Source organism: Desulfobacter sp. (assembly GCA_028768525.1).
Classification (GTDB): domain Bacteria; phylum Desulfobacterota; class Desulfobacteria; order Desulfobacterales; family Desulfobacteraceae; genus Desulfobacter.
In genome coordinates this window covers 5,341,796-5,361,495 of record CP054837.1, presented here as the reverse complement: position 1 = coordinate 5,361,495, position 19,700 = coordinate 5,341,796, and the positions used below count along the sequence as shown (strand labels likewise).

Genomic DNA, 19,700 nt, shown 5'->3' with positions numbered 1-19,700 from the left:
AATCAGGTTGGAACGACATGTTAAAGGGCCTCATTCAACCACTTTTCAATCACTGACCGGGATTTAAGGCCGACCATTCTCTTGATCTCTTTTCCGTCTTTAAACAGAATCAGGGTGGGAATGCTTTGAACCATGAAATCTGTGGCAAGGGATTTTTGGGAATCAATATCAATTTTCATGATGGTGGCTCTTCCCTGGCAATTCCGGATCACCTGTTCAATTATCGGCTCCATCGTCCGGCATGGACTGCACCAGGAAGCACCGAAATCAGCCACGACAACCCCCTCTTTAATGCTTGCCAAGAAAACATTCATGTTCATTTTGCATATCCTTTATGGCTTTGTTCGAGTGAACAATTGTTCATAACAAATTCTGAACACCCTATAGACAAATAGACAAAACTATAAAATATTAAAATGATAGAGCATCAAATTCCATGCCAGGCATTTAACGCGGGCCTTATAATCAGATTTTACCCGCCGTAAAAGGGAAAGGCGCCTGTAAATTCATTGCGAAACGCCATTGAAACTGCGATGGCAGCGAAACCAATGCGCAACCCCATGGCGCCATGTAACGATAAGTAACGCATCGGGAGAAGGGTTACATTTCAATCTTAGCCCCAAAAAGACAAGATATCGCATCACCTATATTTATAATCCAGCGGCAGGGGATTGAAAAGGGAAAAGTCCAATCCTGCGGGGATTATTGCCTCTTGTATATTGCAAATCACTCAAAATAGAGGTAACGTTACAATCTAAAATTTTCATTATACTGCATATGGGATAACAGAATGAAAACACACGAATTATGGAATGTGGATTTTCTCAACCAGATCCTTGATACAATGGCCGAGGGGCTGTTTACCCTGGATGCCAACGGAACCATCACCGCCTGGAACAAATCAATGGAAAAGATCAGCGGCTATACGGCAGAAGAAGCCGTCGGCAAGACCTGCAGCCTGATCGAATGCAGCCGGTGCTTTGGTAAAAAATGCCCGGCCGACATCCATAAATGCGGTGTGGTGGAGCATGGAAAAACTGAGGCAAAAGAATGCTTTATCCGCCACAAGGGCGGCTATGATGTTCCTGTGATTAAAAACGCAAGACTGTCCAAGGACCGTGAGGGACATGTTCTCGGCATTGTGGAAACCATTACGGATCTGACGGAATTGCAAAAACTGAAACAGAGTGCCGAAGATGCCCAGAGAAAACTTAAAAAGGTGCATAAACTCGGCAATATCATCGGCAAAAGCACGGCCATGCAGAATGTGTTTGATGCCATCCGTGCCGCGGCAAGCAGCCGGGCCAACATCCTTATTCAGGGAGACAGCGGCACCGGCAAAGAACTGGTGGCAGGGGCCATCCATTACAACAGCGAAAATGCCGACAACCCCATGATCACGGTAAATTGCTCCGCGCTGTCTGAGACCCTGCTTGAAAGTGAATTGTTCGGCCATGTGAAAGGCGCATTTACAGGGGCCCACCGTGACCGCAAGGGCCGGTTTGAACAGGCGGACCAGGGAACCATTTTTCTGGATGAAATCGGGGAATTGACCCCGTACATGCAGGTAAAGCTGCTGCGGGTCATCCAGGAAAGGGAAATTGAACGGGTGGGGGATTCAAAAAAAATCAAAGTCGATATCCGTATTATTGCCGCCACCCACAAGGACCTTTTTCAATTAACCCGGGAAGGCACCTTTCGTGAAGATTTATTTTACCGGCTCAAGGTTTTTCCCATTCATGTGCCCCCGCTGAAACACAGAAGAGATGATATCCCGCTGCTGGTGAACCACTTCATAAAAAAGGGGAATGACCGGGAGAAAAAAAACATATCAAAGGTCAGTTCAGAGGCCATGAAAGCCATCATCGAACACCCATGGCCCGGAAACGTCAGGGAACTTGAAAATGCCATAGAACATGCCTTTGTCCTGTGTGAGACCGGCCGGATCGAATTAAAGGATCTGCCCATAGAAATCCGGGAAAAAGGACGCTCAAACAGCTTTCCCATGACCGATACCGGCGCCTTGCCCGGTACCCGCCCCCCCACCTATAATAAAAAAATCACAAAAGAAGAACTGATTCAACTGCTCGAAGACTGCCACTGGAACAAGGCGGAAGTGGGCAGGCGGATCAACAAAAGCAGAACCGCCGTCTGGAAATATATGAAAAAATGGGATATTCCCCTGCAAAAAACGAGCTAACCTGCAGATGCCATGGAAATAAAAAGGCCTGATCATGAAAACCCATTATATCCCTGAACACAGATTTCCCCTGGTTCTGACACCGCGGATCCGGGTGCTTGGCAATTATTTTTTCAACCTGGTGCTGATCACGGGCGCCCAAAAAAACGCCCTGTTTGAAACCGGGGTTTCCGGAATCACGGACAATGTCATTGCCCAGCTGGAAAAACTGGATATAGCGCCGGATTACCTGGTGGTCAGCCACCCCCATTCAGATCATATCACAGGCCTGCCCGGACTGATGGCGCGTTTCCCCGGGGCCCGGGTCCTGGCCGGCCGGGGGGCATCTGATTTTATTTCCCACCCCAAAGCCGGACCGGCCCTGGTCAAGGAAGACAGGAGCATCTCACTGGGCCTGGAAAAAATGGGTATCCGTCCCGGGCGCCCCAGCCTGGAAACCGTTCCGGACCTGGCAGCGGCCCGGGAAATCGAAACCGAGACCCGGCTGGACCTTGGGGGCGGCACCGTTCTGGATCTGATCCCGGTCAAAGGGCATTCCCCGGCCAACCTCATCGCCCGGATGGAACAGGACCGTGCCCTGTTCTGCTCGGACTCCCTGGGATTTTATTTTCCCGGCAGGGCCCTGTGGCCCCTGTTTTTCACCAATGCCCGGGATTACCTTGCCACCATTGATATGATCAAGGCGGCAGCACCGGCCATCATCTGCCCGGCCCACCAGGGTCCGATCACCGGCAGGGAGGCTGTAAACGCACCATTCCAGGCAGAAAAAGAAGCCCGCACCATGATCTCCCGGATCAGAAAAACCCGGCTGCCGGACGAAGCGCTCATCAAAGAATTATTTGGGGAATCATACAAGGACGAATTCGCCCTATACACCGAAACCAATATCATGAACTGCACCCGGCTCATGATCAGGCGGGCCCGGGAGTAGCAGCAGGAAGGGAGCCCGGCAGATAAACCCTCCCCCGGAAGCATTCAACGGAAACGATAGACCGGCCAGCCCATTTGCCTGGCATGGGCCGCAAGTTCAGGGGTGGGATTTACGGCGGCTGGACGGCCCAGGCAGGAGAGAAGCGGGATGTCCGAATGGTGGTCGGAATAGGCGTGGCAGACGCCCGGATCAATCCCCTTGTCACTGACAAATGCCCGGACGATTTCCGCCTTTTTTTCCTCGGCGCAGATGCCGCCCGCGCTTCGGCCCGTGGCCCTGCCCCGGCTGTCAAATTCAAGTTCGGTGCAGAAAAGGTAATCTGGATTCAAGGCCCCTGCCAGGGGTGCCAGAAGGTGGGGCGTGGAAGCGGAAACAAATATGATGAAATCCCCCCGCCGGCGGTGGTAGTGCAGCAGGCCCAGGGCACCGGCAATAAACCTTGAGGAGACAGTTTCCTCATACAGGACCCTGCCGGACCGCGACAGGGCCTCAGCGGTCCGGCCCCGATAGGTTGTCAGATATATCTCGTTCTGCCGGGTCAGGGAAATCCGCCCCGCCTGGAATGCCGCCCACCCGGCCGCCACACGGCCAAGTTCCCGGATATACCTGGGTGATCCCCGTTTTCCCGCCGGGTAACGGCGGAACTCCAGCGCCTGGGTATCCCCCCGGATCAAGGTATGGTCAACGTCAAAAAATGCCGCACTGCATCCCAGGGCTGATGCCGCCATCTGCTCTCCGTTTTTTCGATTATCATATCCACATCCCGCCACCTGCTGCTCCGGTATACCGGATTTTCAAAAAATCGGCAACATGGTGCGCCCCATGCAGCCAAAAGGGCAGGTTCAAGGGCTTTCCCGCCCCGGCCACCGCCATTGCCTCCCCCCATGTGACCGTGCAAAACGGCATTTGAATGCTAAGGAATTGAAAATCGATACATCTTCTGTTATTGACATGCTTAAAAAGCAACGGTGTTAAACCGGCCCGCAAAATCGGACCATAAAAGGAAAAGGTAACCAGATGTCCCACGCGCCCTTAAAAAAAACCGGCCTGAAAAAAGAAAAAATACTTGAGGCAGCAGGCATTGCCTTTTCCCAAAAGGGGTTCCACCAGGCCAAAATGGACGAAATTGCAGAAATGGCCGGCGTGGCCAAGGGCACCCTTTACTATAATTATTCCAGCAAATCCAAGCTATTCGCCGCCACGGTCACCCAGGGCCTGAACCAGATCATGGAAACCATTGAATCGGATCTGGCGTCCGACCTGCCCTTTCCCGAACATTTCCGGAGTATCGTCGCCACCATGATCCGCCTCTATGTGGCCAACGGGGAGATCACCCGGATCTCCACCAATGAAATCTCATCGGGCATTGACCACAAGGTGCTGGATGAAATCAGGTCCGTCAGGAAAAAATTCAACGATTTCATTGAAAACCAGCTGGAATACGGACAGAAAAAAGGGTATCTGCGCCCCCTGTCCCCCCACCTCTCGGCCATGGCCGTCATCGGCATCATCGACACCCTGTGCAGCCACCACCTTGAGCACCCGGACCGGGACAGCCTGGACAGCATCATCGATACGGTATTCACCATCCTCTCCGGGGGACTGACCCAGGCCCGTTGATCCCATTGGGCCGTCCGGCACAGGGGCTCAGGTATTCAATGCCCTGAACAGGGATTTATTCTTTTCGTAAAGCTGCTTAAAGACCCGGAACATTTCATCATACACCCCCGCGGCCATGGGATCCGGGGTATAGGAGGAAGGAATGCGGATCAGGTCCTTGGCCTGGGACACTGATGTGATGAGATTCAGCCCCAGGGCACAGACAATGGCTGCGCCGGCCGCCCCTACATTTTGAGAATCTTCAGGCACTCTGATTTCACGATCCGTCACATCGGCCAGGATCTGGCAGAGAACCCGGGATTTTGCCCCGCCCCCAACCAGGCGCAGGCTCTCCTGCCGGGGCACCTTTCGTTCAATGGCCTCCAGCATCCACCGTTTATGGTAGGCAATCCCCTCCAGCACTGACCGGATCATGGCCCGTTTCCCGGTGTTCAGCCCGATATTGAAAAACATGCCCCGGGCGTGGGGATCTTCCCTGGGGGAGCGGTTGCCGTGAAGCCATGGGGTAAAGATAAGGCCGCCGGCGCCGGCATCGACTTCCCCCACCTTTTCATTCATCAGATCGTAGAGCCGGTCGCTGTCCAGGGCTTTGGGGCTCTGGTTTTCCAGGTAGACCCCGATGGCATCCAGCGCCAGGTGATCCCTCACCCAATCCAGACAGAGCCCCGATGTTTCCTGTTCTGCAATATAATTATAGGATCCGGATACGGCCCCGCAGATGGAGGCGATAAAATGCTTTACATCCACCATCCGCCGGTCCACGTTGGTACTGACCCAGCCCGAGGTGCCGACATAGGCGTGGGTATCGTAGAGGTCGGTGCATCCGCTGCCAAGGGGGATGAGAGAGGCGTCCCCTCCCCCGTTGAACACAGGGGTTCCCTTGGCCAGTCCCAGATCCCGGGCCGCCGCCGCACAAAGCCCCCCAGCCGGTTCCGTGGCCGTTTGCACCGGGGGCAGGTGGCCCGGATCCACATCAAACATCCGGCAGAGCCGATTTGACCACCCCTCTTTCCCCGGCCGGGTACCATAAAGGAAGGTGAGATGGGCGGAATCACGGGTCATGGCGAGATTGCCGGTACAGCGAAGGGCCAGATAATCCCTGACGTCCAGCCACTTGTAAGCCCGTCCGAAGGCCTTAGGCTCATTTTCCCGGACCCAGTGGTATTTCCAGAGGGGATCCTTGGCCGTTCCTGCAGCCCCCCCCGTAATAAAAAGGGCGTTGAGCAATCTATAGGCGTTAAGATTCTCGATCCTTGGGAAACCCGAGGCGAACTTTTCCCTGAACACCGCTGTGGCCCGTCCGTCCATGTATCCCATGGGGTTCCTCACGGGAGCGCCCTCCCTGTCTACCAGGATCAGGGCCTGCATCTGGCAGCAGAAAGACAGCGCCGCGATATCCTCTTTTGCACACCCGGACCGGGCCAGCACCTGGTTTGTCCCCCGGCAAAGGGCCTCCCACCAGTCATCGGCCCGCTGCTCAGCCCCCCCGTCTCCCGTGGTGAGCAGGGGATACCCCACCACTTCAGATTCCATGAGCTCAAGTTCCCTGTCCAGACGGAACAGGCAGGTTTTGGCCCCGGTGGTGCCGATGTCATAGGCCATGAAATGATGGGACATGGAAGACCTCCTCTTAGCTTGGTGTCAGGGTGCGGCAGGGTTCCTCTACAGGTTCATATACTGACCGGTCAGTTTCGGTCAAGTTTTTTTCCTTGACACCGCCTTTTGAATTTGATTTAAAAAAAACTGACTGGTCAGTACAAAAACTTTTTAAAGGAAAATTCCATGAACTCCGAAACTGGCTATGCCATTCGCCAATATCATGATACCCGGGCCGTGCTGGCCCGCCTCAACGCCCTCACCGCCGGCCCCATCCGGCGGCTGAAAAAAGAGGCCCTGAACGCCTATATGGATTGGTTCGACACCAATTGCAAAAAATCAAAAATCAGAATAAACGAGGCCAAACAATTCATCCCCGGGGGGGTCCAGCATAATCTGGCCTTTAACGTCCCCTTTCCCCTGGTCTTCACCCAGGCGGCCGGCCCCTACCTCAAGGACCTGGACGGCAATGAATACATCGACTTTCTCCAGGCCGGGGGGCCCACCCTGCTGGGCTCCAACCCGGAATCGATAAGGAAGCAGGTCATTGATCTGCTCAACACCTGCGGCCCGGTCACCGGGCTTTTCCACGAATACGAACTCAAGCTCGCCCAGAAGGTGGCCCGGCATATGCAGGGAGTTGAAATGTTCCGCATGCTGGGCTCCGGCACCGAGGCCGACATGGCCGCCATCCGCATCGCCCGCCTGGCCACCAAAAAGAAATATGTGCTGAAAATGGGCGGGGCCTACCACGGCTGGTCCGATCAGCTGGCCTACGGCATCCGCCTGCCCGGCATAAAGCACCTGGAGGCCCACGGGGTGCCGAAAAACTGCTTTAAGTACACCCAGGAATTCTTTCCCAACGATATCCGGGATCTGGAAAAAAAATTGTGGCGCAACAAATTCCGGGGGGGCACCGCCGCCGTGATCATGGAGCCCATCGGTCCGGAAAGCGGCACCCGCCCCCTGGACAAAGATTTCAACGCCCGTGTCCGTGCCCTCTGCGACAAATACGGGGCCCTGCTCATCTTCGACGAAGTGGTCACGGCCTTCCGGCTGGGCATGGGCGGGGCCCAGGGCTATTTCAACGTCACCCCGGACCTCACCGTCTTCGGCAAAATCATTGCCGGGGGCTACCCCTCGGCAGGCGGCCTGGGCGGCAAAAAAGAGTACATGGCCTATCTGGCCGCCGGCATCCAGAGCGGCATCAAAAAAGCCCTGGTGGGGGGCACCATGGCCGCCAACCCCTTAAGCGCCGCCGCCGGCTACCTCACCCTGTGCGAAATCGAAAAGACCAACGCCGCTGTAAAGGCCGGCCGGGCCGGCGACCGCCTCACCCAAGGGCTGGACCGGCTGATCACCAAGTACAACCTTCCCTTTGTGGCATTCAACCAGGGCTCCATCTGCCACCTGGAAACCGTGGGCACCATGCTTTTTCACATCCCCTGGAACCGCCCCTGGAAAATCCCGGGCACCATCAAGGAAATCCATGCCAGAAAAGAAGTGATGGAGGAAATGGGGGCCGCCTACATGGCAGAGGGGATCGTCACCCTGGCCGGCTCCAGGCTCTATACCTCGGCGGCCGATACCGATGAGATCATAGACCAGGCCCTGGTCCGGTTTGAACGGGTATTTAAAAATATTGAGGGGGTATGATGGCCGGTTTGTATGAAAAAGAAAAAGGGATTGTCTGCCAGGGGGGGAAAACACTGCTGGAACGGGGCCTGGTGGAAGGCACCTGGGGCAACTGCAGCCTGAGGATCGACCACCGGCTCATGGCCGTCACCCCCTCGGGCCGGCGTTACGAAGAGATGGAACCAAAGGATATTGTGGTCATGGACTACCACACCCTGGAGGTGAAACAGGGTCCCAAGCCCTCCTCGGAAAAAAAGCTCCATGCCGAAATCTACCGGACCCGCAAAGAGGTAAACGCCGTCATACACACCCACCAGCCCCACGCCTCCACCGTGGCGGCGGCCCGGCGGGAGGTCCCCCCCATCCTGGATGACCAGGCCCAGATTCTGGGGCCCAGCATCCGCTGCGCCGACTATGCCCTGCCCAACACCAAAAAACTGGTCAAAACGACGGTAAAGGCCCTGGGCGGCCGGTATGCGGCGCTCATGGCCAACCACGGCGCCGTCACCCTGGGCCGGACCATGGAAGAGGCGGTTACGGCGGCCCTGGTCCTGGAAAAGGCCTGCAAGGCATTCATTGAATCCGAATTCATTGGCGGGGCCAAACCCATCCACAAAATCGAAGCCTGGATGATGCACAAGGTCTATCTGTTCATGTATTCCCGGAAAAAGGAAGAGAACAGATAGCGCCTACCGGTAACCGGCCATGATGCCCTGCAGGGTATCGTTACCCGGGCAGAGTTCCTTTGCCGTCAGGCTGTTCAGCGGAACCTTTGTGGTTTCCATGATCTCATGGGTATCCTTGAGTGCTTCGTTGACATGCAGGATGCCCGTAAGGATCTGGCCCTTTTCCCTGTAATGCTCCAGGGCATCAATGGCGGCCCGGCGGCTGGTGACCTCAAAGGAGTTATCGCTTTTGTGCAGATGGATGAGACCTCCGTCGTGCATGGCCACGGACTGGTCGTCCCCCTCCTCGTATTCCGTGGTGATCTCCGGCCGCATGGGGATGAAATCAAAGGTGGCCGTGGCCTCCATATGGTCCCTTACCCAATGGTAGCTCTTGGTGGATGAGGGGGTGTTGTTGAAGGTCACGCAGGGGGAGATCACATCCACCAGGGAAAAGCCCTTGTGGCGGATGGCCGCCTTGATCAGGGGGACCAGCTGGGCCTTGTCCCCGGAAAATCCCCGGGCCACGAATCCCGCCCCCAGCTGGACGGCGGATTCGCAGAGGTCAATGGCCTCAAAGGGATTGGGCAGCCCCTTGCGGCTGGCCGATCCCCGGTCCGCCGTGGCCGAGTCCTGGCCCTTGGTCAGGCCGTAGCATCCGTTGTTCATGACGATATAGGTCATATTGATATTGCGGCGGGCCGCATGGATGAACTGGCCCATGCCGATGGAGGCGGTGTCCCCGTCACCGGAGACGCCGATGTAGATCAGATCCCGATTGGCCATGTTGGCGCCGGTGGCAATGGAGGGCATCCGCCCGTGGACCGAGTTGAATCCGTGGGACTTGCCTAAAAAATAGGCCGGGGTTTTGGAGGAGCATCCGATGCCCGACAATTTGGCCACCCTATGGGGAGGCAGGGAAAGTTCAAAACAGGCCCGGATGATGGCGTTGGAAATGGAATCATGGCCGCACCCGGCGCAGAGGGTGGAATCCAGCCCTTCATAGTCCCGGCGGGTATAGCCCAGATCGTTCTTCGGCAGGTTGGGGTGGCGGAAAACAGGGCGGCGGCTCATGCAGCACCTCCTTTCATCTTTTGGGTCACGGCATCGCAGATGGAAACGGCATCCGGCGGGGTCCCGTCCATGTGGGCAATGGAAATCAGTTTATCCGGGGAGATGCCCGGCCTGCCGCCCAATTCATTGATCAGCAGGGTGCGCATCTGACCGTCCCGGTTCTGCTCGGCAACGAATACCCGGTCATGGCACCGGATGAATTCAGCCACCGAATCTGCGAAGGGGAAACTTGTGATGCGCATGGTATTCAGGGGAGTGCCCCGGCTTTCGAGCAGCGCCACGGCCTCTGTGGCGGCATGGGCAGTGGTGCCGTAGAATATCATGCCCGAACCGGCTCCCTCATCGTTGATTGAGATATCAGGTTCCGGCACCATGGTTTTGGCGGTTTCCCATTTTCTTTCCAGCCGCTCCATGCACCGTTTATAGGCGGCATTGTCCTCTGTGTAGGCGGCATATTCGTCATGGGAGGAGCCCCGGGTAAAATAGGCCCCCTTTTCCGGGTGGGTGCCGGGATAGGTCCTGTAGCAGACCCCGTCCCCGTCACTGTCCAGGTACCGTCCCCAGTCCCTGTCCAGCGCATCCAGCTGGGCCTCATCCAGGACCTTGCCCCGCTGGTAGCTGCGGGCATCATCCCATTCAAAGGGTTCGCAGACATGGTCGTTCATGCCCAGATCCAGGTCGCTGACAAGCATTACCGGGGTCTGGAGGGACTCGGCCAGGTCAAAACTCAATGCTCCCATTTCAAAACACTCCTTGGGGTCTTGTGGAAAGAGCAGCACATGTTTGGTATCCCCATGGGAGGCATAGGCGCAGGACAGGATGTCCGACTGCTGGGTCCGGGTGGGCATGCCCGTGCTGGGCCCGGTCCGCTGGACATCCACCAGGACCACCGGGATCTCCGTAAAATAGGCCAGTCCCAGCAGTTCATTCATCAGGGAAACCCCCGGGCCCGAGGTGGCGGTAAAGGCCCTTGCCCCGTTCCAGCCGGCGCCCACGGCAATGCCCAGGGCCGCCAGTTCGTCTTCGGCCTGGATCACAGCGGCCCTGCGGTTTCCCTCTTCATCCAGGCGCATCCTCCGGGTGAGCCGGTCAAAGGATTCCACCACCGAGGTGGAGGGGGTGATGGGGTACCAGCCGGCAACGGTGGCCCCGCCGTACACCGCCCCAAGGGCCGTGGCCGTATTGCCGTCCATGAGGATATGGTCGGTGAGTTTGTCGCTGCGGGCCACACAGAGCCCGCAGATCCCGTCAAAATGCGTCGAGGCATAATTATACCCCAGTTCCAGGGCCTTGATATTGGGCGCCGCCAGCTTGGGCTTTTTACTGAACTGTTTGGTGATGGAGTCGGTGAACACGGAAAAATCCATGTCAAAGAGGGCGGCCAGTGCCCCCACATAAATAATGTTTTTCAGCAGGGACCGAAGTTTTGGGTTCTCAATTTCCCGGTTGGCCAGCCCGGTGAGGGGCATGGGAATCACCGTGATATCCCGCCGGTTGAATTCCTCTGGCAGGGACCGGGTATCATCGTAGAAAAAATACCCCCCGGGCCTGAGATGATCATAGTCCTGTTTCAGGGTCTGGCCGTTGACGGCCACCACAAAATCATACCCCCCCCGGCGCCCGAGGAATCCCTGCTCGTTGATCCGAACCTCATACCAGGTGGGCAGCCCCTGGATGTTTGAGGGGAAAATATTTTTGGGGCTCACGGGTACGCCCAGACGGAACACCGCCTTGGCAAAGAGATTGTTGGCACTGGCCGACCCCGAGCCGTTGATATTGGCAAACCGGACCACAAAATCATTGACGCTGGTAAGTTTATTCATTTTGATCCTGCCTTTGTGGTGTTATAGGTGTATTTCTGCATGTCCCAGGCAGTTGTGGGGCATTTTTCGGCACAGAGTCCGCAGTGGAGGCAGACATCCTCATCCTTGACCATCACCCGGCCCGTGGGCAGGGCAGCCGAAACATAGAGGGACTGGGACCGGTTTACGGCAGGCACGGCCAGCCGCTGTCTCAGCTCCTCCTCTTCCCCGTTTTCCAGGAAATTGATACAGGTGGTGGGACAGACATCCACACAGGCGTCGCATTCAATGCACTCATCCATGTTGAATACGGTCTGGATATCGCAGTTCAGGCAGCGCAGGGCTTCCTTTTTGCCAGTTTTAATATCAAAGCCCAGTTCCACCTCCATCAGCCGGTCTTTAATGGATTTCACCTTGGGGGCCATGGGCACATCCTGGCGCAGGTCCACGGTCACCGCATTGTCGTAGGCCCAGTCCCTCAGCCCCATTTTCTGGGCGGCCAGACTGGTAAAGGGAGCCGGCCGTTCCTGTAAATTTTTCCCCCTGCAGTAAAGGTCGATGGAGACGGCGGCCTCATGGCCGTGGGCCACGGCTGTGATCACGTTTTTAGGGCCAAAGGCCGCATCCCCGCCGAAAAACACATGGGGCAGATCCGACTGAAAGGTCACCTCGTTTACCCGGGGCCTTCCCCGCTCGTCAAACCCGATGCCGGCATCCGGTTCAATCCAGGGAAACGCATTCTGCTGCCCCACGGCCAGAAGCACCTGATCGCAGGGGATAAACACCGGTTCACCGCCCTCTTTATCCGCGGGGGTAAATTCCATCCCTTTCAGCGCCCCTTTTTCAACAACGAACGCTTTGGGCGAAAGGAACTCCAGAATGGGGATATCCTCCCGGACCGCATCCTCTATTTCCCAGGGAGAGGCCTTCATCTTGTCCCGGCTCCCCCGGATGACGACCTTGACCTTCTCGCCGCCCAGCCGCCTTGCCGTTCTGCAGCAGTCCATGGCCGTATTCCCCCCGCCGATGACCAGGGTGGTCTTCCCCGCCTTTTTCACATGGGCATACTGCACCGCGGCCAGCCATTCAATGCCCACGAAAATGGACGCATCACCCGCCTGACGTCCCGGCAGGTCAAGGTCCCGGCCCCGGGGCGCACCGGTGCCGATGAAAATGGCGTCATGTCCCTTGGCCAGAAAATCCTTAAAACTGGCCACATAGGTATTGAGGTGGGTGGTCACCCCCATGTCCAGGATGGCGTTCACCTCCTCGTCCAGCACCTTTTCCGGGAGCCGGAATGAGGGCACCTGGCTTCTGACAAATCCGCCGGCCGCCCCCTGGTCATCGTAGAGGTCCACCTCATACCCCAGGGGCATAAGATCCCGGGCCACGGTCAGGGACGCCGGCCCCCCGCCAATGAGGGCGATCTTTTTCCCGTTTTTCTCCCGGGGGATTTGGGGAAAGGTCAGGTCTTTGCCCTCCTTATTGTCCGCACAGACCCGTTTGAGCCGGCAGATGGCCACGGCCTTTTCCTCCACCCTGCCCCGCCGGCAGGCCGGTTCGCAGGGCCGGTCGCAGATCCGCCCTAAAATTCCCGGAAAGACATTGGACCACCAGTTAATCATATAGGCCTGTCCGTATTTTTTTTGTGCAATCAGCCTGATGTACTCCGGCACCGGGGTATGGGCCGGGCATGCAAACTGGCAGTCAATCACGCGATGGAAATACTCAGGATTCTCTATGTCGGTCGGTTTCAATCCTCTTCTCCCCGTTTGAAAAAAGATATTCTGATTTATATTCGGACGCTTGATATCTCTATGTTTTAGCCCAAAACAGGGGCATTGAAAAGAACTTTGTTTTCACCGGCCCACCTTTGGCCGGGACCGGTGGACACTTTCCCCCGGAAAGGGTAGACTAAGGTCAGCGGGTCCACCATCGCGCCATGGAGGTGTTCAATGCGCCGTATCATCTGCAATGGCTTCATATACCTGGCAGTGGCTGCCCTTTTTTCACTTTCCGCCGGGCTGCCCAACGGATATCCGGTTTCCCCGGATACCGTAAAGGGGGTTTTTCTTCCTCCACAAAGCTTTGATGACAGAAAACTGGATGAATTTCTCCACTATGCCGCCCTGGCCGGGTTGAACGCGGCTGTTTTGCACGTAAAAGATCCCCGGGGAAGAATTTACTGGCCGTCACCCCACCCTGCGGCCGTAAAAATGAATGCCTTCCGGGGAGGGCCCAACGCCGGCCATGCGATCCGCCGCCTTAAAAATCATGGTATCCGGGTCATTGCCAAGGTGGATGTATTTGCAGACCACCTCTTTGCAGCATTTCATCCTGAAACCGGCATCAGGGACGCATTGACCGGCCGGCTCTGGACTGACCGGTCCGGCCTGCACTGGACCAATCCCTTTGACCACCGGGTATGGGCCTATAACACTCAGCTGTGCACAGAGCTTGCCCAGATGGGTTTCGATGAAATCCAGTTTGACTATATCCGGTTTCCCAGCGACGGCATACTCAAACGGATCATTTATCCCGAACCATACATTGGAATGACAAAGGCAGAGGCGATTTCCGGCTTCCTGAAAACCGCCAGAGACACCCTCTCCCCCATGAACATCACCATCTCAGCGGATGTATTCGGTCTCACCGCCTGGAAAAGGGCCGATTTCGGCGTCGGCCAGGTCATTGAAATGATCATGCCCCATATCGACGTGATCTGTCCCATGTTCTATCCCTCCCATTTCCCCCGGGGATTCATGGGCCTGGATTTGCCAGGGAAATACCCCGGACTGATCATGGAGAAAAGTATTGAACGGCTGAAAAAAAGAACCACCAAACCCATCAGGCCCTGGCTCCAGGGATTCTGGTACGACAGCAGTGAGATTATTGCCCAGCTGGCTGCGGTCCGGAAAACAGGCATCCCGGGCTGGACAGTGTGGCATGCATCGGGGAACTACGAAACAACCTATGGCGCACTTTCAAAAAAAAGCGGCGTGGTCTTTCCAAGGCCCCGGTTCTACCCTTCCCTTGACCGCCTCCAACAGCGCCCGCCCCACACCCAAAAAGGGAACTACGGCATTGTCAGCTATACCCATTACCAAAACGGGGTCAGCATCCTTACCATTGAGCCTCCCTCACCGCCCGGGAAGCCCAATTGGTCCAGCCCCTATTCGGTCTGCGCCACCCTGGATGAAGCGGTGATGGACCGCATACTGTCCGCCCGGGGAATCCACACCGGCTCCCATGCCGGGCGGCCGACAAAAATCCTCACCCTCGCCCGCCTGATGGCAATGGACCTGAAGGTCACCCCCAAAAGGGTGCGGCCCGGCTCCGTCCGCATCCACTGGAAGGGAGAGAGCCGCTTTTTCAGAGAGGGAGTCCCATCCGCCGAAACTTTTTTCAAACAAAATTCAAAAAACGATTGACAGGAAGAAAGAAGATCTGTATAAACCCAATTCTTGTGAGCCCAGGTAGCTCAGTCGGTAGAGCAGGGGACTGAAAATCCCCGTGTCAGCAGTTCAATTCTGTTCCTGGGCACCATACTTTTTTAGAATGCGCGGGTGTAGTTCAGTTGGTTAGAACGCTAGCCTGTCACGCTAGAGGCCGCGAGTTCGAGTCTCGTCACTCGCGCCATTTTAAAAAAGACCATGCGTCCCCATCGTCTAGCCCGGTCCAGGACACCGGCCTTTCACGCCGGCGACAGGGGTTCGAATCCCCTTGGGGACGCCACTTAGACTATCAAGGCTTTCAGTTTCTGCTGAAAGCCTTTTTTGCTTTTTGCCCTGCTTTCCCGGTCCGGCTCCGGCCCTTCAGATTTTTTCCCCTCTGGGTAATGGGGGGTGTCAGCAAGCCACAGAGCCCGCTAACCCGCCATTTGAGAACTTGTTGTACCTCCCCCCCTATTTGTGATAATTTCTTTATAAAGCGGCCGCTGTGACTCCGTCGTTTTTTTTGCGGTGATAAAACAAGTGACACCTGCCACAGACGCAGCTTTTCAACCATATTAACCCCCGGACTTTTTTACAACAGCGCATAATTTTACGAAAAGGAGATAATATGAAAAAGGCGTTTGCCATTTTGCTGCTTTCGAGTCTCTTGTCTGCAGGCAATGCCTTTGCCTTTACATTTAAACATGTAATGACGTTTGGATCGAGGGGAAGTGGTGAGGGGCAATTTAAATATGTAGAAGATTTTGCGCTGGCAAGAAACGGGCAGCATTTGCTGATTACAGATGCAGCAACGGCATGGGTCCAGGTGTTTGATAAAAAAACCGGGAGGTTTATTACCCGGTTCGGCGGTAAAGGGGATGAAGATGAAAACCTGGATAAACCGGAAGGGATATCTGTCGATCCGTCAGGCAATATCTGGGTGGCTGACTACAATACCGGAGAGGTTGAGATCTACACTGAAAACTATGAGTGGGTAAAGAGTTTCAGTGGATATGGATCAGGTCCAGGTGAAAATATCAGATCCGAATTCACCGACATCCGGGATGGGTATTACTATTTGCCCGAAGCAGGGAACCACAGAGTATCTGTATGGAATCTGGATACCGGATTTATCTTTTCATTCGCCGCCAAGGGGAGTGGCAGAAACCAGTTGAACAATCCTGAAGCCGCCAAGTTCAACAGTCATGGGGAATTGATCGTCAGCGATCTTAAAAACGACAGACTGGTTGTTTATGCTGTAGATCCGGCCAATAAAACAGCCCAGGTAATAAGAATCATCGGCAGTTCCGGATCCGGGAAAGGCCAATTGTTTGCCAATACCGGTATTGGGATCGATAAAGATGACAACATCTATGTTGGAGAACTCGGCAATAATCGGGTTCAGGTGTTCAGCAGGACCGGAAAGCATATTACCATGTGGGGAACAAAAGGCTCGGGCAAAGGACAATTCGGGAACATTCACGGCGTGTTTGTGGATAAAACAACAGGCTGGGTATATATCGCCGATACGGCCAATGACCGTGTTCAGGTTTATGCGCCCCGATAATTGATGGTTAATCATTGGGTTTCAGTATGAAAAATTTAAGTATCCGCGCTCAGCTATTGATGGGGTTTTCAATCCTTACTGCGATTATCGTCATCGTCGGCGGTGTTAGCCTGACCTTTGTCTATCAGTCGAAGTCGAATGTTGAAACCCTGTTGAATGTCACCTCGCCATTGGCATCGGAATCCGGCAGTTTGTTCGATGAAATAAACAAAAGCCAATCTCTTTTTAGAAGCCTCTTAAAGGCCAGTGACGAAACAGATATCCGCCGGATAACCAGAATATTAGAGAATTCGGATCAAAAGAAGGATAAGAGTTTTGAAACCATCATCACCTTGATCGAAGAGAGACGCGATCTCAACATTGATACCGGCTCACTGCGTCAGATCCGGCAAACCTATTTTGAGCAGACACAGCAAGTGGTTAAACTCAATCAAAACAGGTTGGCCCATGAAAAAACACTGCATCACCGGCAGCTTGAATTCAATCAGCAAATACATCGGCTTGAGACCTCCTTATCGGCCTTTGCCAACACGGCGTATTCTCTTATCGGAGAACAGGAGGAGGAAATCAGAACCACCATACAAGCCAGGGCAATGAAGATAGAAGAGATGGAAGAACGGATTTCAATCGTATTTAATCTGATTTTTCCTCAAGTGGACGCCGCAAACAAAATCCATGAATATATCATTCAAATACAGAGCCTATTGACATCTGCCCTCATTGAAAAAGATGCGGAGAAGTTAGCCCAATTGGAAAAAGAGATCGCTAAAGCATTCAGGAAAATCGAGAATCGGCTTAAGCGCATCAGAGCCAGGGTGGAGCTTCAGGAAGAACATGCCTGTTATCACCGGGTCGAAAACGCATTGGGGCAATTGACTCAAACCGCCCTTAATGAAGACGGATTGTTAACCGTTTACAATCAATACCTTGCTGCCGAAAAAGCGGTTGATGCCGCATTCGCCAGGCTGAATACGGAGATGGTAACGGTTCAAAAGATTCTGGGCGAGGTATTTGACACCACCCATACCATCGACAGAAAGGCGCAGAACTCTGTGCTGGACGGCTCAATCAGCTCCATCTTTGCCATCTGGATATCTATTTTTCTTGGGCTGGTGATCAGCATTATCAGCGGGATAATAATTTTAAAGGGCATTACCGGTCCCGTTGAACATATGAAAAATATGATCTCGGAGATCAAAGCGGGGAACCTGCGAAACCGGTTGAGATTAGACAGCAAAAACGAATTGGGAGTGATGGCCAATGAACTCGATGAATTTGTCGATGAACTGCAATTTGCTGTGGATACGGTGAACGCCACAATGGCAAGGATCGCTTCCGGGGATTTTTCCGAAAAAACAAAGATCCAACTGCAAGGCAATGATGAAGTCGGCCGCCTGGCAACGTCTTTTAACGTGATGTTAGGCCAGGTTCGTTCTTCACAGCAGGAATTGACCCATACAAAGAACTACCTTCATAACGTCATTCAAACCATGACGGACTCCCTGATTGTGATTGATACCCAAAAAACCATCAAACTCATAAATAAAACGGTGCTTGATCAGACAGGTGCCAGGAAAGAGGACCTTTTAGGCCAACACATCAGCGTTCTGCTGCCAGAGGGTAAACATTCCAGGATCAGTGAAAATGACATTGACCAACTATTTACGCTGGGAACAGTGAAGGACCTTGAATATGAATTTTCTGATCAAGAGGGCAGAAAAAAGACCATATTGGTATCAACATCCGTCATGAAGGGTGCCAGCACCCAGATTGAAGGGCTTGTTATTGTTGTCCAGGACATCAGCGAACGTAAAAACGCGGAAGCAAACCGGCTTAGATTAGAGCAGGAACTGCACCAATCACAAAAAATGAAAGCCATTGGGACCCTCGCCGGAGGAATCGCCCATGATTTCAATAATATTCTGGCCGGCATGATCGGTTTCACCCAACTGGCTTTGATGGACACAAAAGACAGGCCGTCAACCAATGAAATGCTTGGGCGGGTGCTTGAAGCCGGCGGCCGTGCCACGGATCTGGTCAGGCAGATTCTTTCCTTCAGCAGAAGCCAGAAAGGAGAAGTCAGCCTCTTCAGGCCGGTCGCCATCGTTAAGGAGGTGCTTAAGCTGATGAGGGCCTCCATACCGTCCACCATTGAAATCAAGCAGTCCCTGAATTCAAAAAGTTACATTCAAGCCGATGCAACCAATATTCACCAGGTCCTGATGAACCTGTGCACCAATGCGGTCCATGCCATGAAACAAAAAGGCGGGGTGCTTTCCATCAAACTCCAGGATGTTGTTTTGGACCAGGAAGACCTTTCCAGCCGCCCAGATATGCTGGCCGGTGAGTTTCTGAAAATTACCGTTGAGGATACCGGAACAGGAATGGCTTCGGATATCCAGAAAAAGGCCTTTGATCCGTTCTTTACAACAAAAGAAATGGGAGAAGGAACCGGAATCGGGCTTTCCACTGTCCATAAAATCATCACCGATCTCGGCGGATTTATCTCCCTCTACAGTGAACCGGACCAAGGGACCGCCATGCACATTTTTATTCCCATTATCTCAGCGCCCGAGGGGATTGAATCCGCGATTGCCATTGAACCCGCACAGGGAGGTACTGAACGCATTTTATTCGTTGATGATGAACAAATACAACTTGACGTGGCCAGAGAAACCATGAGCAGATACGGATACAGGGTAAAAACATTCTTAGACAGCACCCAGGCGGCTGACCACTTTCAACAACATGCCGACGCCTATGATCTGGTGATTACCGACATGACAATGCCCAAAATGACCGGAGATCTTCTGGTGAAAAAAATCCACCTTAAACGGCCGGATATCCCGATCATTATCTGCACTGGATTCAGCGAAATCCTTGATGAGCAGAAAGCCCAGGCATTAAATATCGATGCGTTTTTGTACAAACCGGTGATAATGGCCGATCTGCTTGAAACAATCAGGAAGGTATTGGACAAAAAAGAATAGGGATACCGTTTTTTCGCCTGCTTTTTAAAATGGTGCCGCCTCTCCTGGCAACCCACGTTGCGGGTGCGGGACCCAATGAGGCCGCCCTGCCGTCTACTCAGCAAGTATGACGGTACCATTCTGTCTGGCATCAACCAATAAATTCAAGGCCAGCTTTAAATACCTGATTTGCTTTGAGGTTTGGAA

14 protein-coding genes and 3 tRNA genes are annotated in these 19,700 nt (G+C 54.2%); 11 read left to right on the top strand and 6 right to left on the bottom strand.

Annotated features, from left to right (window positions below; genetic code table 11):
* Nucleotides 1-20: 20 nt before the first annotated feature.
* Nucleotides 21-320, bottom strand: coding sequence for a thioredoxin (gene trxA, locus HUN04_23570; GenBank protein ID WDP92537.1), 300 nt, complete (start codon nucleotides 318-320; stop codon nucleotides 21-23).
* 470 nt (nucleotides 321-790) lie between these two features.
* Between trxA and HUN04_23565 the strand changes: the two genes are divergently transcribed.
* Together HUN04_23565 and HUN04_23560 are read left to right on the top strand one after the other, a co-directional pair.
* Complete coding sequence (locus HUN04_23565) at nucleotides 791-2,200, top strand: sigma 54-interacting transcriptional regulator (GenBank protein WDP92536.1); 1,410 nt, start codon at nucleotides 791-793, stop codon at nucleotides 2,198-2,200.
* A gap of 34 nt (nucleotides 2,201-2,234) precedes the next feature.
* Nucleotides 2,235-3,131 (top strand): MBL fold metallo-hydrolase, encoded by an 897-nt coding sequence (locus HUN04_23560; protein WDP92535.1) that lies wholly within the window; start codon nucleotides 2,235-2,237, stop codon nucleotides 3,129-3,131.
* Nucleotides 3,132-3,175: 44 nt separating this feature from the next.
* Here the strand turns inward: HUN04_23560 and HUN04_23555 are convergent, their stop codons facing one another.
* A complete protein-coding gene (locus HUN04_23555) occupies nucleotides 3,176-3,859 on the bottom strand; it encodes an HAD-IB family hydrolase (GenBank protein ID WDP92534.1) in 684 nt (227 codons plus the stop codon).
* Nucleotides 3,860-4,148: 289 nt separating this feature from the next.
* Here HUN04_23555 and HUN04_23550 point away from each other — a divergent pair, with 289 nt between their 5' ends.
* A complete protein-coding gene (locus HUN04_23550; protein ID WDP92533.1) occupies nucleotides 4,149-4,751 on the top strand; it encodes a TetR/AcrR family transcriptional regulator in 603 nt (200 codons plus the stop codon).
* A 27-nt stretch (nucleotides 4,752-4,778) separates the two neighbouring features.
* Here HUN04_23550 and HUN04_23545 read toward each other — a convergent pair whose 3' ends face one another.
* Complete coding sequence (locus HUN04_23545; protein ID WDP92532.1) at nucleotides 4,779-6,368, bottom strand: carbohydrate kinase; 1,590 nt, start codon at nucleotides 6,366-6,368, stop codon at nucleotides 4,779-4,781.
* Nucleotides 6,369-6,533: 165 nt separating this feature from the next.
* Here HUN04_23545 and HUN04_23540 point away from each other — a divergent pair, with 165 nt between their 5' ends.
* Nucleotides 6,534-8,003, top strand: coding sequence for an aminotransferase class III-fold pyridoxal phosphate-dependent enzyme (locus HUN04_23540; GenBank protein WDP92531.1), 1,470 nt, complete (start codon nucleotides 6,534-6,536; stop codon nucleotides 8,001-8,003).
* Nucleotides 8,000-8,668 (top strand): class II aldolase/adducin family protein, encoded by a 669-nt coding sequence (locus HUN04_23535; GenBank protein ID WDP92530.1) that lies wholly within the window; start codon nucleotides 8,000-8,002, stop codon nucleotides 8,666-8,668. The genes HUN04_23540 and HUN04_23535 overlap by 4 nt, the downstream gene beginning before the upstream one ends.
* A gap of 3 nt (nucleotides 8,669-8,671) precedes the next feature.
* On the opposite strand, the gene HUN04_23530 is transcribed toward HUN04_23535, so the two are convergent.
* The 3 genes from HUN04_23530 to HUN04_23520 are packed head-to-tail and all read right to left on the bottom strand — an operon-like array spanning nucleotide 8,672 to nucleotide 13,280.
* On the bottom strand, nucleotides 8,672-9,721 hold the full coding sequence (locus tag HUN04_23530) for a 2-oxoacid:ferredoxin oxidoreductase subunit beta (protein ID WDP92529.1): 1,050 nt from the start codon (nucleotides 9,719-9,721) through the stop codon (nucleotides 8,672-8,674).
* Nucleotides 9,718-11,544, bottom strand: a complete 1,827-nt coding sequence (locus tag HUN04_23525) for a 2-oxoacid:acceptor oxidoreductase subunit alpha (GenBank protein WDP92528.1) — start codon at nucleotides 11,542-11,544, stop codon at nucleotides 9,718-9,720. The genes HUN04_23530 and HUN04_23525 overlap by 4 nt, the downstream gene beginning before the upstream one ends.
* Nucleotides 11,541-13,280, bottom strand: a complete 1,740-nt coding sequence (locus HUN04_23520) for an FAD-dependent oxidoreductase (protein ID WDP92527.1) — start codon at nucleotides 13,278-13,280, stop codon at nucleotides 11,541-11,543. Before HUN04_23520 ends, HUN04_23525 begins: the two co-directional genes overlap by 4 nt.
* 198 nt (nucleotides 13,281-13,478) lie before the next feature.
* On the opposite strand from HUN04_23520, the gene HUN04_23515 reads away from it, so the two are divergent.
* The 6 genes from HUN04_23515 (at nucleotide 13,479) to HUN04_23490 (ending at nucleotide 19,514) form a co-directional block, all read left to right on the top strand.
* Nucleotides 13,479-14,954, top strand: a complete 1,476-nt coding sequence (locus HUN04_23515) for a hypothetical protein (protein WDP92526.1) — start codon at nucleotides 13,479-13,481, stop codon at nucleotides 14,952-14,954.
* A 39-nt stretch (nucleotides 14,955-14,993) separates the two neighbouring features.
* Nucleotides 14,994-15,069 (top strand) — tRNA-Phe (locus tag HUN04_23510).
* A gap of 16 nt (nucleotides 15,070-15,085) precedes the next feature.
* Nucleotides 15,086-15,162 (top strand) — tRNA-Asp (locus HUN04_23505).
* An 18-nt stretch (nucleotides 15,163-15,180) separates the two neighbouring features.
* Nucleotides 15,181-15,258: transfer RNA gene (locus HUN04_23500), tRNA-Glu, on the top strand.
* Between the two features lie 327 nt (nucleotides 15,259-15,585).
* On the top strand, nucleotides 15,586-16,524 hold the full coding sequence (locus tag HUN04_23495) for a hypothetical protein (protein WDP92525.1): 939 nt from the start codon (nucleotides 15,586-15,588) through the stop codon (nucleotides 16,522-16,524).
* Nucleotides 16,525-16,550: 26 nt separating this feature from the next.
* Complete coding sequence (locus HUN04_23490) at nucleotides 16,551-19,514, top strand: response regulator (GenBank protein WDP92524.1); 2,964 nt, start codon at nucleotides 16,551-16,553, stop codon at nucleotides 19,512-19,514.
* Nucleotides 19,515-19,700 lie beyond the last annotated feature (186 nt).

Excerpts from the sequence above, each read along its gene's own strand:
- trxA (WDP92537.1), bottom strand. The coding sequence starts at position 320 with ATGAACATGAATGTTTTCTTGGCAAGCATTAAAGAGGGGGTTGTCGTG.
- HUN04_23565 (WDP92536.1), top strand. The coding sequence starts at position 791 with ATGAAAACACACGAATTATGGAATGTGGATTTTCTCAACCAGATCCTT.
- HUN04_23560 (WDP92535.1), top strand. The coding sequence starts at position 2,235 with ATGAAAACCCATTATATCCCTGAACACAGATTTCCCCTGGTTCTGACA.
- HUN04_23555 (WDP92534.1), bottom strand. The coding sequence starts at position 3,859 with ATGGCGGCATCAGCCCTGGGATGCAGTGCGGCATTTTTTGACGTTGAC.
- HUN04_23550 (WDP92533.1), top strand. The coding sequence starts at position 4,149 with ATGTCCCACGCGCCCTTAAAAAAAACCGGCCTGAAAAAAGAAAAAATA.
- HUN04_23545 (WDP92532.1), bottom strand. The coding sequence starts at position 6,368 with ATGTCCCATCATTTCATGGCCTATGACATCGGCACCACCGGGGCCAAA.
- HUN04_23540 (WDP92531.1), top strand. The coding sequence starts at position 6,534 with ATGAACTCCGAAACTGGCTATGCCATTCGCCAATATCATGATACCCGG.
- HUN04_23535 (WDP92530.1), top strand. The coding sequence starts at position 8,000 with ATGATGGCCGGTTTGTATGAAAAAGAAAAAGGGATTGTCTGCCAGGGG.
- HUN04_23530 (WDP92529.1), bottom strand. The coding sequence starts at position 9,721 with ATGAGCCGCCGCCCTGTTTTCCGCCACCCCAACCTGCCGAAGAACGAT.
- HUN04_23525 (WDP92528.1), bottom strand. The coding sequence starts at position 11,544 with ATGAATAAACTTACCAGCGTCAATGATTTTGTGGTCCGGTTTGCCAAT.
- HUN04_23515 (WDP92526.1), top strand. The coding sequence starts at position 13,479 with ATGCGCCGTATCATCTGCAATGGCTTCATATACCTGGCAGTGGCTGCC.
- HUN04_23495 (WDP92525.1), top strand. The coding sequence starts at position 15,586 with ATGAAAAAGGCGTTTGCCATTTTGCTGCTTTCGAGTCTCTTGTCTGCA.
- HUN04_23490 (WDP92524.1), top strand. The coding sequence starts at position 16,551 with ATGAAAAATTTAAGTATCCGCGCTCAGCTATTGATGGGGTTTTCAATC.